The organism is Neorhizobium sp. PAMB6630, from assembly GCF_058242775.1.
The window spans coordinates 1,147,070-1,161,898 of sequence record NZ_CM177836.1 but is presented as its reverse complement, the minus strand read 5'-3'; the positions used below and the strand labels follow the sequence as shown (position 1 = coordinate 1,161,898).

The following is a 14,829-nucleotide window of genomic DNA, read 5'->3' as shown; positions in this document are numbered from 1 at the left end:
CTTCGCCCGGCGCGGCGCGCCAGGTACCGCCCATTGCCGCCGATATCAGGTCCTGTCAGCGTTCATTGGCAATCCTGACTGCTATGTCGAGCAAGACCTTGGCACCGGCCGTGACCTGATCCGGGTCGCACCATTCCTTTTCGCTGTGGGAGATGCCGTCCTTGCAGGGCACGAAGACGATGGCCGTCGGGCAAAGATGATGCATCGACAAGGCATCGTGGGAGGTCAGTGTCGGCAACATCATCGACGTGTAGCCGCGTTGCCGAGCGGTATCGATCACCTGGCCGGAAAGTTCCGGCGAGAGATCGAGCCGCTGGCGGTAGTGAGAGGTTGTCGCGTCGATGGTAAGGCCTGTTTCCTCGGCAATCCGTCGTGCCGCCGCCTCGATCCGGTCGATGATCTTTGCTCGCCCCTCTTCCGTCGCATGGACGGCAACATAAGAGAGCTTGGTCAGGTGGGGAATGTTGACGCGGTTGTTCGGCCAGTTGCGGATCACGGTGGCGCTCACCATGCCTTCCGGCTCGTTGTCCGCCCCGATCGCTTCAATCTCGAGAATGAGTTTTGCCGCGCCAACCAGTGAATTGCGCCGCGTCGACATGGCTGCCGTCTGGGAATGACCGTTCTCGCCGTTGATATCGATGAAGCCGCTGCATCCCCAGGAACTGTTGGAGACGGCGGCAATCATCGCGCCTGCCTTTTCCATCTCCGGACCCTGCTCGATATGCAGTTCGAGATAGGTATGAACAGGGCGACCGCCGACCGGCAGCGCCCCTGCATAACCGATGCGCGCCAGTTCATCGCCAAGCACCGCTCCGGCTTCATCCCGGCACTGCAAGGCCTGATCGAGCGGCAGAAGTCCGGCAAAGGCGCCCGAGCCCATCACGCCGGGCTGGAAACGCGCGCCCTCCTCATTGGTGAAATTGGCGATCTCGATCGCCCGCTTCGTGGTGAGACCGGCTTCGTTCAGGGCGCGAGCCACAGCAATCCCGGCCAGCACGCCCAAGACACCATCGAACTTGCCGCCCGGCATCTGGGTGTCGAGATGGCTGCCGATCATCAGTGGCGGCAAGGAGGGATCCGTCCCCTCCCGCCTTGCAAACATGTTGCCAATCGCATCGACGGTGACCAGCAGGCCGGCCTCCTGCGCAAAGTGGCGAAACAGGTTGCGCGCCTCGCGATCCGCATCGGACAGCGCCGGACGATAGCTGCCGCCGCCGGGCGTTGCGCCGATCGCTCCCATGGTCATGATATCGGCCCACAGGCGCGCGGCGTCGATCTTTGGCGATGCAGTCATGGTCCTTGTCCTTTCGCAATCCGGGCCAGCGGCAGCGGGTGAGATCAGGTTGTCTCGTGCAGCACGTCTTCCAATGTCTTCAGGAAAATATCGGCATGCTCCTTGCCGAAAGGCAGCGGCGGGCGGATCTTCAGCGTGTTGCCATGGATGCCGGCAGCGCTGATCAGCACACGGCGCTCACGCATGCGGTTGACGACGGCAAGCGACAGCGCCCCATCGGGTTCGCGGCTTTCACGGTCCTTGACGAATTCGAGGCCAAGGAAGAGGCCGGCACCGCGCACATCACCAATGGCGTCGAATGTCTGCTGCAGCTTGCGCATCCCCTCCAGCATATAGGTGCCGGTCGTTTCTGCATTGCGCATCAGGTCCTCGTCGCGGATGATGTCGAGCACGGCATTGGCGGCGGCAATGGACACGTGGTTGGCGCCGAAGGTGTTGAAATAACGGATGTCCCGGCCAAAACGCTCCTGCACCGCGCCCTTCATCACCACAGCGGCAATCGGCAGGCCGTTGCCCATGGGCTTGCCCATCACGGCGATATCCGGAACGATGCCGTGGCGCATGAAACCCCACATATGCGCTCCCGTACGGCCAAAACCCGGCTGGACTTCGTCGGCGATATAAAGCGCGCCGGCCTCATGCACGACGTCCAGCGTCTGTTTCAGAAAGCCGGCCGGCTCGGAGAAAATGCCGTCGGTTGAAAAAATGCTGTCGGCGATAAAGGCGGCGGGTTTGATGCCACGACGTGCCATGAAGGCGATCGCCTTGGACACTTCTTCGGCAAAGGCCTCACCGACATCCCGGCCGTCGGCGCGATAGGCATCCGGTGCCGGCACGGTGATGACATGCATGCCAAGCGGCATGTTCGGGCCAAGCGACGGCGAGAGCGACGCAGTGACGCTCGTTGTGCCGTGATAGGCGTTTTCGGTGATGATGATGCCGGTGCCGCCGGTATAATAACAGGCAAGCCGGATCGCGAGATCCACCGCCTCGCTGCCGGTGCAGCAATACATCACGCGGTTGAGGTCATCGGGAAAGGTCGCGAGCAGTTTTTCGGAATAGTCGAGGATCTTTTCGTCAAGATAACGTGTGTGGGTGTTCAGCACTGCCGCCTGTTCAGTCATCGCTGCGACCACGCGCGGATGGCAATGGCCAACCGAGGGCACGTTGTTATAGGCGTCGAGATAGGCATTGCCATCGGGATCGTAGAGCCAGACGCCTTCGGCGCGCACCAGATGCAGCGGATTTTCGTAAAACAGCCGATAGGATGGCCCAAGCATCGCCTGGCGCCGCTCGATCATCAAGCGCTCCCTCTCCGGCAGGCTGCCGAGACGCGCGGCATCAAAGCCGTTGATCATCGTGGTGGCGGGCTTGGTCATGGTTCTCATCCCTTGGGAGTACGGCAGGCGGCGGCAAGGCGCGCCATGGCATCGTCTTTTGAAATCGCGTCCAGCCGGGCAAACTGTTGCCAGACGGTGGGGCTATTGCGTGTGTAGAGTTCGCGGTGGTCCGGAAACAGTTTGCTGCGCCATTCGGGTATCGCAAGCCGCATCACCATGCGCGTGACGACAGCCGGATAAAGCAGCGAAATCTCGTGGTCGGACAGCGTCTTTTCCGTGCTGTAACCGCGCAGAAAATCACACATCGCCTCAATGGGGTCATCGGCATCACCCATCTGATAGGCGGCCCCCACGGCGACATCGAACAGCACCGGCGCATGCACCATGTCGCCGAAATCGATGATGCCGCTGATCGTGTCCGGATCCTCCACGCTGACGAGGATGTTTTCCATGTTGAAATCGTTATGAACGACCTGCGCCGGCAGGTCCGCCATACGCGGCGCGATCAAGCGTTCGAAGTCATCCATGCCACGCTCCAGCCGGGCACGCTGGCCGGCATCATCGAAGGCGCCGAAAAGGTCACGAATGCCTGCGGCGTGTTTCATGTCCCAGGTGATACGGTGGTTCGCCGCCTCATGCGAAAACCCTGCCAGTGCCTTCTGCATGCGGCCGAGCAGCACACCAACGCGAAAACGCTGGAGCGCCGACTGCGGCTGCGATTTCTGGGAGACACCGGGCACGAAGGTGACCATGCGCACGCCGCGCGTGCCACCGTCGTCATCGGTCATGCGGAAGTCCGCTTCACCGTCCAGCGTGCGGATGATCCTCTGAATCGGAATACCGGGGTCGGCGGCTTCCACATGCAACAACGCCTGGCTGTGCATGCTGGTCATCGCCGGGGGCTCGGCCGGGTTGAGCACCTTGAAGAGATAGTGCGTGCCATCGTCGAGCGTCAGCCGGTAATTGCTGTCCTTCTCGCCCCAGAGCCATTCGGCCTTGCCGACGAGCCCGTATTTTTCGCGCGCGATACGCTCGGCCTGGTCAGGCGGCACGGCCGTCACGCCCGTTTCCAGCTCTGCGCCAAGCCCGCCTGCCACCTCTTGGCTTGCCATGGAGGCCATCTGTTTTATCCCGGTGCTGCTTAAAATGATGGGGATGCGAAGGCAGAAGGCCTCCGCATCTTGTTTGGTTCAGACGACCCGCGGTGCGTTGAGAACGTCTTCCGGATAGGCCGCCTGGTAGGCAGAAGCCAGCGTCAGCACGATATCGTCGCGGTAACGCGGCCCGACGAATTGCAGGCCGATCGGCAGACCGCCGGCATCGAAACCGCAGGGCACCGAGACGGCCGGCTGCCCGGTCATGTTGAACGGATAGGTGAAGGGCGACCAGTCGGACCAGTCCTTGCCCTCGATGCCGCCTGGAAAATCGACGCCCGCCTCGATCGCCGTCACCGGCATGGTCGGCAGCATCAGGGCGTCATACTTTTCATGGAACAGCGCCATCGTCACCTTGAGATCGGCACGCACCTGTTCGGCCGCAACATAGTCGCGGGCGGTGTAGGCGCAGCCCTTCTCGTAGATCCGGATAAGACCCGGGTCCATCAGCCGCTTCTGCTCGTCAGTCGGATTGACCAACTCGACGGTTCTCGCCTCTGCCGCATACCAGAGCGCGAGCAGTGCGTCCTGCGGATTGGAGAACCCGGGATCGACCTCTTCGATGATTGCCCCCATATCGGCCAGACGCTGTGCGGCACGCTCGACGGCGGCGGCGACATCCGGTTGAACCTGCGCATAACCGAGATTGCGGCTATAGCCGATCTTCAAACCCTTGACGCTGGCGGCCTTGATCGCCGCGCGCCAATCCGGCACCGGTGTCGGGCAATAACCGTACATCGCCCTCGGCGTCGGCCCGGTCGTTGCATTCATGAACAATGCGGCATCCTCGACGGTGCGGGTCAGCGGACCACGATGGGCAAGCTCGAAGAGCGCTGTGGGTGTATCGGAGGGTATCCAGCCATAGGTCGGCTTGATCCCGAACGTGCCGGAGAAGGAGGCCGGGATACGAATGGAGCCCGCACCGTCGGAGCCCTCGTGCAGCACGCCCATGTTAAGCGCCGCGGCAACCGCTGCCCCGCCGGACGAGCCGCCGGATGCGCGGTCGGTGCGCCAGGGGTTCAGCGTATTGCCGAAGGCCGGACCGTGCGTGACACCCTTCCAGCCGAATTCGGGCGATGTCGTTGTGCCGAGAATGGTGACCCCGGCGCCGCGCAGGCGTTCCATGATCAGGAACTCCTTGTCCGACGGGGTCGTGGCGCCCAGCGCTGAACCCCGGCGCCACGGAATGCCCTTGACCGGCGTCAGTTCCTTGATCGTCGTCGGCGCGCCGTCGATGGGCGACAGCGGCTCGCCCTTCTGCCAGCGCGCTTCGGAGGCTTTTGCCTCTGTGAGCGCCAGTTCCGGCACCACAAAGGCAAACGCGTTGACGCTCGGATTGAACTTTTCGATCCGCTCGAGCGACGCCTTTGCCGCTTCGACCGGAGACGCCTTGCCCGCGGCAAACAGCTCGGACAGCTGGGCTGCGGTCATCTCGCCGAGATCCGTTTTTTCCATCATGCTCATGTCATTTCCTCGAAATGAATTACGCGCGTGCAGCCTGAACCTTGTCGAGCGCACGGCTGACGGCTGCAAACATCTCGTCGATCTGCTCGGCGGTGATGATCATCGGCGGGCAGAAGCAGATGGCTTCGGCAATGTTGCGCACGATCAGGCCTTCCTCCTCGCAGGCGGCGGACACGGCGGCAGCCGCATCACCGGCCTTGCCATCGGCAAAAGGCTTGATTTCAAGCGCGCCGAGCAGGCCGATGCCCCGCGCAGAATGCGACACCGGATGTTTCGCAAGCTCCTCCAGACCGGCGAGAAACTGCGCTTCCAGGCGGGCGACATTGCCCACGAGATCACGCTCCTGGATGATCTTCAGGTTTTCCAGCCCGACCGCGGTTGCAACCGGATGGCCGGATGCCGTGTAACCATGGCCGAACACGCCGATACGATCCGATTCATCGGCGATCGGCTGGTAGAAGTGGTCGTTCATGATGATTGCCGACAGCGGCATGTAGGAGGACGAGATCTGCTTCGACACAACGAGCACATCCGGCGTAATGCCGAGCGTCTCGCAGGCGAACATCTTGCCGGTGCGCCCGAAGCCGCAGATCACCTCGTCAGCGACGAGCAGGATGTCGTATTTCTTCAGAATCTCCTGAACGCCGGCCCAGTAGCCATCCGGAGGCACGAGAACGCCACCCGCACCGATCACCGGCTCGCCCCAGAAGGCGGCAATCGTCTCCGGGCCCTCCTTCAGGATCAGATCCTCAAGATCCTGAAGGATGCGCTTGGTGAAGTCCGCTTCGCTTTCGCCCTCAAGACCGAAATGGACGTAGGACGGGCAGGATGTATGGAGCATGCGGTCGAGCGGCAGGTCGAAACTCTCATGGTTGCGCGGCAGGCCGGTGAGCGACCCGGAGGCGATGGTGACGCCATGATAGCCCTTGATGCGGCTGATGATCTTTTTCTTGTCTTTCTTGCCGAGCGCGTTGGAACGGTACCAGACCATCTTGACCGCGAGATCATTGGCCTCCGAGCCGGACGAGGTGAAATGCACCTTGGACATCGGCACGGGCGCGATCTTGATCAGCATTTCGGCCAGATCAATCGACGGCCCATGGGTCTTGTAGGAGAAGGTGTGGTAATAGGGCAGCTTCGCCATCTGGGCCGTGGCAACGTCCACCAGCCGCTTTTCGCCAAAACCGAGTGCCACCGACCACAGGCCGGCCATGCCCTCGATATAACGCTTGCCATGGCTGTCGGTCACGTAGATGCCGTCACCGCTCTCGATCACCAGGCCGCCCTGCTTCTCATATTTGCGCAGGTTCACGTTCGGGTGCAGCTGGTAGGCCATGTCGCGGCCTTCCATCGAATTCGGCATGATCGTCATCGGTTTTTCTCCATTGAGCGGTTCGGGCTGTCATCGGCCCAATTGATGGTGACGTGAGACGGCTTCAGGCCGTCATCAGCGCTTCCTTTGCCCGACCGGGAATGGCCTCGATCAGGCTTTTCGTGTAGGCGTGCCGGGGGGTCTCGAAGATCTCGCTCCCCGTCCCGAGTTCGACAACCTCTCCCTGTCGCATCACCATCACCCGGTCGCAGATCTTGGCTGCGACGCGCAGATCATGCGTGATGAAAACGAGGGACAGGTTGAGATCCTTTTTCAACTGGGCAAGCAGTTCCAGAACCTGCGCCTGGATCGAGACATCGAGCGCCGACACGGCTTCGTCGGCGATGATGATCTCCGGTTCCAGCGCCAAGGCTCGGGCAATGCCGATGCGCTGCCGCTGGCCGCCGGAAAATTCGTGCGGAAAGCGATCGGTGCCTCTCGGATCGAGCCCCACCATTTCCATCAGTTCTGCCGCCCGCGCCAAAGCCTGTTTCGTATCCTGCCCATAGGCAATCGGGCCCGAGGCAATGATGCGCCCCACCTTCTCACGCGGATTGAGCGACGAATAGGGATCCTGGAAGATCATCTGCATGCGTCGGCGCATGGCCCTGAGTTCAGCACCTTTCAGATGCGCCATATCCTGACCGCCGAGCAGGACACGTCCACCATCGGGGTCCTGCAGCCGCACAAGGCAGCGCCCCACCGAGGATTTTCCCGAGCCGCTTTCGCCGACGATACCAAGCGTTTCGCCACGCCCGAGCGTGAAGGACACATCCTTGACCGCATGAACGTCGCGGGCCTTTGAAAACAGCCCGCCGCCCATCCGGTAGATTTTTGAGAGTTTCTCCACGGCAAGCAGTGGTTCGCGGATTTCAACGCTTGTGGCCGCCTGACCGGGCCGCGGGATCGCCGCGATCAGCTTTTTCGTATAGGGATGCTGCGGCGAAAACAGCACCTCTTCGGCAGTCCCCTGCTCCACGATGCGACCGAACTGCATGACCGTGACATAATCGGCGATTTCGGCCACGACACCGAAATCATGAGTGATGAACATCACCGCCATGTTGCGCTCTTTCTGCAGCTTGGCGATGAGTGTGAGGATCTGCGCCTGCGTTGTCACGTCAAGCGCGGTTGTCGGTTCATCGGCAACAAGCACGTCCGGTTCGAGCGCAAGCGCCATGGCGATCATCACGCGCTGGCGCTGCCCGCCGGACAACTGGAACGGATAGCTTTCGGCGGCCCGCGCCGGATCGGGCAGACCGACTTCCGTCAGGAGCGAGAGCGCCTTTTGCCGGCGTTCGCGGGGTGTCAGAAGGCCATGCGCCTCGAACACTTCCTCGATCTGCGCCGAGACCTTCATCAGCGGGTTGAGCGCCGACATCGGCTCCTGGAAAACCATGGCCACCCGACGCCCCCGGATGGCATAAAGCGCATCCGGGGGCATCCGGACCAGGTCCTCGCCCTCCAGCAGGATGCGACCCTGTGCGATCCTGACCGTATCGGGCAAAAGCCCCATCAGCGCATTGGCCGACATCGACTTGCCCGAGCCGCTTTCTCCGACCACACAGAGCATTTCGCCGGGAAACAACTTGAAGCTGACGCGATCGACGGCGAAGGCCCGGTCGGCACCATCAGGCAGTGCTATGCTGAGCTTGTCGATGAAGACGACGGGTTTTCCGCGTCCTTCTTCCTTCAGCGCACCCGGATGAATGACGGCATCCATTGCAAGAGTGTCTGCCATGATTATTTCCCCTTGCGCGCAAGACGCGGGTTGAGGGCATCGTTCAGCCCCTCGCCGACAAGATTAAGCGCCAGAACAGTCAGGAGGATGGCGAGACCGGGAAAGAAACTGACCCACCAGGCCTGCCGGATCACCGTGCGGCCAGCCCCGATGATATAGCCCCAGGACATGATGTTGCGGTCGCCAAGGCCGAGGAAGGACAGCGAGCTTTCAATGAGGATTGCCGCCGCCACCATCATCGAGGCCAGCACGATGATCGGCGAAAGCGTGTTCGGCAGGATCTGCCGCCAGATGATCGTCGCATGGGTCTGGCCCGAGAGGACGGCGGCCTCAACAAATTCCCGCGACCTCAGCGACATCACCTCTCCACGCAGCAGGCGCGCGACGGGCGGCCAGGAGACGACAGCAATCGAAATGATGATCGAGGTGATACTGGGCTGGAAGATCGCCACCAGAACCACCGCCAGCGCAAAGCTTGGCACGCTCTGGAAAAATTCGGTGAACCGCATCAGCACGTCATCCACCCAGCCACCGAAATAGCCGGCAATGGCGCCGATCGGAATGCCAATGAGAAGCGAAACCACCGTCGAGACAAGGCCGACCAGCAGCGAAACCCGCGCCCCGTGCGCAAGCCCCGCGGCAAGATCACGCCCCATCGGATCTGTGCCGAGCACGAAAGCATCCATGGTAAACGGCGGAATGAACGGCCGCTGCACCATGGCCCAGGGCGACTTGGTGAAGATGAAGGGCGCAACGATCGACAAAACGACGACAAGCAACAGGATGACGAGACCGATGACAGCGCCGCGGTTTTGCGAAAAACGTTTCCAGAAATCCTTCATGACGCCACCCGGATGCGCGGATCAACGAGGCGGTAAAGCACGTCGGTGATGAGGTTGAAGAACAGGACCATGGCGGCCGAGACGACGAAGACGCCGAGCAGCAGATTGTAATCACGCTGCGACAGGGCATCGAACATCAACCGGCCGATGCCCGGCCAGGCAAAGACCGTCTCGATCAGCACGGCGCCGCCGACAAGTTGCCCCGCCTGCAGGCCGGCAAGTGTGACGACCGGCAAAAGCGCATTGCGCAGCACATGGCGGCGCTGGATGATCCTTGGACGCAGGCCCTTGGCCTTGGCCGTCTTGACGAAATCGAGCTGGCCGACTTCGAGCATCGCAGCACGGGTCATGCGCGCATAGACCGCCATGAAAAACAGCCCGAGCGTCATGGCCGGCAAGATGAGGTGCAGGAGAATATCGAGGGAGCGGCTAAGGCCGGTGTAATTGGCGCCGACCGTCTCATAGCCGAAGCCTGGCAACCAGCCGAGCTGTACGGAAAACAGAAGCACCCCCATCAGCGCCAGCCAGAACAGCGGCGTCGCATAAAAGATCAATGCGACCAGCGAGATGATCGTATCGACCCATTTCCCCTGCCGTGCGGAGGCAAAGGCACCCGCCGTGACGCCAAGGCCAAGCGAGATGACGAAAGCCGAGAGAGACAAAAGCAGCGTCGCCGGCAGGCGCTCGCCGATCAGCTGGAGCACCGGCAACTGCTGGCGGTAGGAATAACCGAGGTCGAGCTGGACCACGGAGGAGACGTAGATCCACAGCTGCACATAAAGCGGCTGGTCGAGGCCGAAGCGTTCTCGCAGCTGTTGCAGGAAGGCAGGATCGGCATCACCGGCTTCCCCCGCCATGACGGACGCCGGATCGCCCGGCGCCGCATGGATGAGGAAGAAGTTGAGCACGGTGATACAGATCAGGATGACGACGGCCTTCAGCAGTCGGCCTGAGATGAATCTCAGCATGAGCAAGGCTCCGACTAGATTTTCCAGGTGCAGGATGAACCGGGTGGAGATGGCCTTCCACCCGGTATCGGCTTACTTCTTGATCCAGGCGTCGCGCATGGATTCCGGCAGGCCGGAGGCGGTCGTCACGATGTCCTGAACCTTGCAGTTGTAGATCGTCGGGAAGCCGAGTTCGAGCAGCCAGGCGACCGGAACGTCTTCCTGGAGGATCTTCTGGGCCCGATCATACAGTTCCTGACGCTTTGCCACCGGATAGGCGACGGCGGCCTCGTCGAACAGCTTGTCGAGTTCGGGGTTCGAATAACCTTCGACATTGTTGAACGGATTGCCCTTGGCAATCTGCGAGGTCTTGTAGTTACGGTCGACCCCGATGGCCGGGTCACCGTTCTGGTAGAGATAGGTGAAAGCGATGTCATAGTCCCAGTTGGACGTGCGCTGGTTCCACCCGGCAACGTCGGCCGATTCGATCTCGATGGGGATGCCGACCTCTTCGAGGTTCTGCTTGACGGCTTCCGCCCAGCGCTGCCAGGTTTCGCCATAAGGCAGCGGCAGCAGCTTCAACGCCTTGCCGTCATAACCCATCTCCTTCAGAAGCGCCTTGGCCTTGGCGGGATCATGCGCGTAATGCGGCTCGACATCCTTGTAGAAGGGAAGTTTTGACGACAGCGCACCGGTCGCCACCTTGCCATAGCCATTCCACAACACGTCTTTCGCAAATTCGCGGTCGAGCGCATACATCACCGCCTGGCGGAACTTCACATTGTCCATCGGCGGCTTGCGGTTGTTGAGCCACAACCAGGAGAGCGGCGCGAAATATTCCCAGCCCTTTTCCGTCGTGCAGGTATTGGGCAGATCCTTCAGCCGCGGAATGTCGAAGTTTTCGATAGAACCGCCCGGGAGAACATCCACCTTGCCGGTCTCGAAAGCGACGGAGCGCGAGGCGCCATCGGGAATGACCTGGTAATAGAGTTCATCCAGATACGGCTTGCCCTTCACATAATAGTCCGGGTTCTTAACGAGGTGGATGTAGCTGCCGCGCTTCCATTCGTCGAACTTGAAGGGACCGGTTCCGATCGGCTTGTCGTTGGCCGGATTGGTGGCGTAGTCGGTGCCTTCGTAGATGTGTTTCGGGATGATCGGCATCGTATAAAACGACAGGCCACGCATGAAGGCCTCGAAGGGCTCCTTCAGCTTGAACACCACCGTCTTGTCATCCGGCGCGGTGACGCTTGCCACATGGCTCATCAGGTTGCGATGGCGCGGCTGCATCTTCAAAAGGTAGTCGTTGGCGGAAAACAGCACGTCCGCTGACGTCATCGGCTTGCCGTCATGCCATTTCACGCCCTCCTGCAGAGCGAAGGTATAGGTCAGGCCATCCTCGGAAACCGTCCAGGATTTGGCGAGCGACGGCATCGGCTTCAGGGCCTCGTCGTAGCGCAGCAATCCTTCGTAGATATTGCCGCCCACCAGCAAAGCCGGGCCGTTCGTGGTGGTGCCAATCATGATGCTCGGCGGTTCCGGCTGAACGATCAGGTTCAGCTTGCCGCCGGGAACGGCCTGGGAAAAGGCCGCTGTCGTGGAGAGAAAAAGAGCCAATGAAGCAGAAATCAGTCGTCGCATGAGGTTCCCCTTATGATTTTCGTTTGCGTGCAGACGTCACTTCGCGATCATATCAGAGCAACAATATACCGATATATCGATGCCTCATCTTGACTCCCGCCATCGGCAGCTGTCAAGCAAGGCCGGTGAATTTTTGCATAAAACTTGAACTCACGCGTGCGCCGCACAAAAATTGATCAACCGCGAAAATTCAGGACGAGACAGGATCCGGGAAAAATGCAGACAGCAGAGAAAGGCCTCTGACGATGGCATCGATGGCACAGCGGGATACAAAGGTTCCTCACATCGCGTTGATCAGCGCTACGCTCGATCTCACCTTCCTGAAGGATGCGTTCAAAACGAGAGGCCTCGATGTTCGGCTGAGCCTTTATCCCGAAGAGGGTTTTGAGGCGGCCGATGTGGCCGTGTGCTGGAACCCGCCCCCTGGCCTGGTTTCAACCATGCCGAACCTGAAGCTCATCCACAGCATTGCAGCCGGCCTCGACAACATCTTTGCCGATCCGCACCTGCCTGCCGTTCCCGTGTGTCGTGTCGTCGATAGCCAGCACGCGTTCGGCATGGCGGAATATGCCATCTGGTCGGTTCTGCTGTTTCATCGAAGGATGGATCTGCATCTGCAAAACGCAGTCCATAAACGCTGGGAGCGTCCCGAACAGACGGCCGCGAAAGATTACACCGTCGGCATACTGGGTTTTGGCGCGATAGGACGCATTGTCGGGCAGCGTCTGCGCGCCCTCGATTACACTGTTCGTGCCTGGGCACGCTCCCCCAAGCAGGAGGCCGGCATCGCCAGTTATCACGGCGATGAGCAGTTGGAAGACTTCCTGTCCGGCTGCGACGCCCTGATCTGCCTGCTGCCACTGACGCAGGCGACGCGCGGCATCCTGAATGCGGACCTTTTTGCCATGCTGCCGCAAGGTGCTGCCATCATCAACATGGGCCGCGGCGAACATCTGGTCGAGGAAGACCTTCTGACGGCGATCGACAGCGGGCATCTGCGGGGCGCAGTCCTTGATGTCTTCCTTCAGGAACCGCTTCCCGAAGAAAGCCCGTTGTGGAGCCATCCGAAGATCTTCACCACGCCGCACATCGCATCGATGCCGAATTCGCAGGACGTCGTCGCGCAGATTTTCGAGAACGCCACGCGGGTCCTCGCCGGACAGGCCCCGCTGAATGCAGGGAGCCGGAGCCGCGGTTACTGAGCGGGCGGCGCCAGCATCAGATCCAGCCTGGACAGGTCAAAGCCCGGTTCCTGCACGATCAGGCCCGGCTGATCGGTCACGACATATTCCACGACTGCGGCGATATCATCGAGATGCTGGCGCAAGAGATCGTGGGCACGTCTGGCGTCACCAGCCCTGATCGCGTCATAGATGGCGCGATGTTCCTGCTCGACCTCATCGAAATAACCGGACCGGGGAATGGCTGTCCGTCGCACCCTGTCGAGCTGGCCGGTCGCGTTGTGAATGGTCTGCCAGATATCCGGGAATCCCGCCATGCGGCAGATCAGGCGATGAAAGTCATTGTCGACGGCGAGAAACCGGTCGTAGTCCTCACGCTTGGCGGCATCTGCCTGCAGGAACATCAGCAGATCGAAATCCCGGTCATGGATGGGGTCGTAACAACGCGCGGCAAGCCGCACCATCCGCAATTCGAGGCTGGAGCGAACGAGGTGTCCCTCGATGACGCCGCGGAGCGAAATATTGTTGACGAAGGTGCCGCCGCTGGGCACCACATTCACCAGGCCTTCCTGCGCCAGACGCAGCACAGCCTCGCGCATTGGCGTGCGCGACACGCCCAGTTGCGCGCAGGTTTCCTTCTCGCTGATCGTTGTCCCCGGCTGCATGCGCATGGTGATGATCGCGTGGCGGATGAAATTATAGGCGGCAAGGGCCTTCGGCTGCCCGGCGGCGCTTGCGGCACCATGATCCGGAAACAGGTCGGAACGTTTCAAATTGTTGTTCATTCTGAGCCACCTCCCCACCATGCGTATCGTTAAACTGTCATACCGATATATCGCGGCCTGTCCCTAGCCGCTTCGGCGCAGTTTGCAAGACAATATCCCAGATTTCAGAGACAAAGACCGTCAGACGTGCTGCCCGCCGTTGATATGGATCTCTGCACCATTGATGTAGGAAGACTGGTCGGTGCAGAGGAAATAGATCGTCCTTGCAACTTCGTCAGTGGTGCCGAAACGTCCCATCGGCACCTCGGCCTTAACCAGTGCATCTGTCCCCGGCGAGAGGATCGCCGTTGCGATCTCGCCTGGAGCGATTGCATTCGCACGAATGCCGCGAGGACCGAATTCTCCAGCCAGTTCCCGCGTCAATGCCGCAAGGCCGGCCTTTGACGCCGCATAAGCCACGCCCGCGAAGGGATGCACGCGCGACCCCGCAATCGACGTGACGTTGACGATGGAACCGCGGGCCGCCTCGAGTTCCGGCAGCAATGCCCGCACAAGAAGCGCCGTCGACACGAGATTGACGTTCAGCACCTTCATCCAGACCTCGGCATCCGTCTCCGCCACCCCCAGACGGCTGCCGCCCGGCCCTTTCGGCGAAATACCGGCATTGTTGACCAACGCCGCCAGCTTGCCCTCCGGCAAGCGCTGGCGTACCGTCTCGGCCAGCGCATCGATGCCGGAAAGATCAGCCAGATCGGCCTGGATGTGGCTCTCCTCAGCAGACGGCCAACGGCATTCCTCGGAAAACGGCTGACGCGATACCGTCAGAATTCGCCAGCCATGCTCCATGAAAAGCTTGACCGTCGCGTGTCCAATTCCACGGCTTGCACCAGTCAGAAGCAGATAGGGGGTGTTAGTCAAGGACGGAACTCCCATGAACCGACGATATGGGATAAACCCAATATACCGGTATGCTAGCGGCCCACTTGGGGTTTGCAAGCGCTTTTCGCGTATGCAAAGACTCTGTCGAGGGACAGGGCGCTGCTAGTGACCGGCTGCCCGTGAACTGCCGCCGCGTTCTGTTGCTTCCAGCCAATAGCGTAACGCAAGAAGTCATCGAGATGATCGACG

Annotated in this window: 12 protein-coding genes; 1 reads left to right on the top strand and 11 read right to left on the bottom strand. The window is 60.9% G+C overall.

Annotated elements, in window-relative coordinates; translation table 11 throughout:
- Positions 1-55: 55 nt before the first annotated feature.
- From AC4CWF_RS05475 to AC4CWF_RS05435, 9 genes are all read right to left on the bottom strand, one after another.
- On the bottom strand, positions 56-1,294 hold the full coding sequence (locus AC4CWF_RS05475) for a Zn-dependent hydrolase (RefSeq protein WP_491284119.1): 1,239 nt from the start codon (positions 1,292-1,294) through the stop codon (positions 56-58).
- A gap of 44 nt (positions 1,295-1,338) precedes the next feature.
- Positions 1,339-2,673: an aspartate aminotransferase family protein gene (locus AC4CWF_RS05470; RefSeq protein ID WP_491284118.1), complete on the bottom strand. Its 1,335-nt coding sequence runs from the start codon at positions 2,671-2,673 to the stop codon at positions 1,339-1,341.
- 5 nt (positions 2,674-2,678) lie between these two features.
- Complete coding sequence (locus AC4CWF_RS05465; RefSeq protein ID WP_491284117.1) at positions 2,679-3,755, bottom strand: phosphotransferase; 1,077 nt, start codon at positions 3,753-3,755, stop codon at positions 2,679-2,681.
- A gap of 69 nt (positions 3,756-3,824) precedes the next feature.
- Positions 3,825-5,252: an amidase gene (locus tag AC4CWF_RS05460; protein WP_491284116.1), complete on the bottom strand. Its 1,428-nt coding sequence runs from the start codon at positions 5,250-5,252 to the stop codon at positions 3,825-3,827.
- 19 nt (positions 5,253-5,271) lie between these two features.
- Positions 5,272-6,624 (bottom strand): aspartate aminotransferase family protein, encoded by a 1,353-nt coding sequence (locus AC4CWF_RS05455; RefSeq protein ID WP_491284115.1) that lies wholly within the window; start codon positions 6,622-6,624, stop codon positions 5,272-5,274.
- Between the two features lie 64 nt (positions 6,625-6,688).
- The gene (locus tag AC4CWF_RS05450; RefSeq protein WP_491285231.1) at positions 6,689-8,347 is read right to left on the bottom strand and encodes an ABC transporter ATP-binding protein; all 1,659 of its coding nucleotides are present in this window, start codon (positions 8,345-8,347) and stop codon (positions 6,689-6,691) included.
- A gap of 20 nt (positions 8,348-8,367) precedes the next feature.
- Entirely contained in the window at positions 8,368-9,207 is an 840-nt protein-coding gene (locus tag AC4CWF_RS05445; RefSeq protein ID WP_491284114.1) for an ABC transporter permease, read from the bottom strand.
- Positions 9,204-10,175 (bottom strand): ABC transporter permease, encoded by a 972-nt coding sequence (locus AC4CWF_RS05440; RefSeq protein WP_491284113.1) that lies wholly within the window; start codon positions 10,173-10,175, stop codon positions 9,204-9,206. Before AC4CWF_RS05440 ends, AC4CWF_RS05445 begins: the two co-directional genes overlap by 4 nt.
- Positions 10,176-10,247: 72 nt before the next feature.
- Positions 10,248-11,795, bottom strand: coding sequence for an ABC transporter substrate-binding protein (locus tag AC4CWF_RS05435; RefSeq protein ID WP_491284112.1), 1,548 nt, complete (start codon positions 11,793-11,795; stop codon positions 10,248-10,250).
- 254 nt (positions 11,796-12,049) lie between these two features.
- On the opposite strand from AC4CWF_RS05435, the gene AC4CWF_RS05430 reads away from it, so the two are divergent.
- Entirely contained in the window at positions 12,050-12,997 is a 948-nt protein-coding gene (locus tag AC4CWF_RS05430) for a 2-hydroxyacid dehydrogenase (protein WP_491284111.1), read from the top strand.
- Here AC4CWF_RS05430 and AC4CWF_RS05425 read toward each other — a convergent pair.
- Positions 12,991-13,761 carry a GntR family transcriptional regulator gene (locus tag AC4CWF_RS05425; protein ID WP_491284110.1) on the bottom strand — a complete coding sequence of 257 codons (771 nt, stop codon included), beginning with the start codon at positions 13,759-13,761 and terminating at the stop codon, positions 12,991-12,993. The genes AC4CWF_RS05430 and AC4CWF_RS05425 overlap by 7 nt on opposite strands.
- Before the next feature lie 120 nt (positions 13,762-13,881).
- Positions 13,882-14,547 carry an SDR family NAD(P)-dependent oxidoreductase gene (locus tag AC4CWF_RS05420; RefSeq protein ID WP_491285229.1) on the bottom strand — a complete coding sequence of 222 codons (666 nt, stop codon included), beginning with the start codon at positions 14,545-14,547 and terminating at the stop codon, positions 13,882-13,884.
- Between the last annotated feature and the right edge of the window lie 282 nt (positions 14,548-14,829).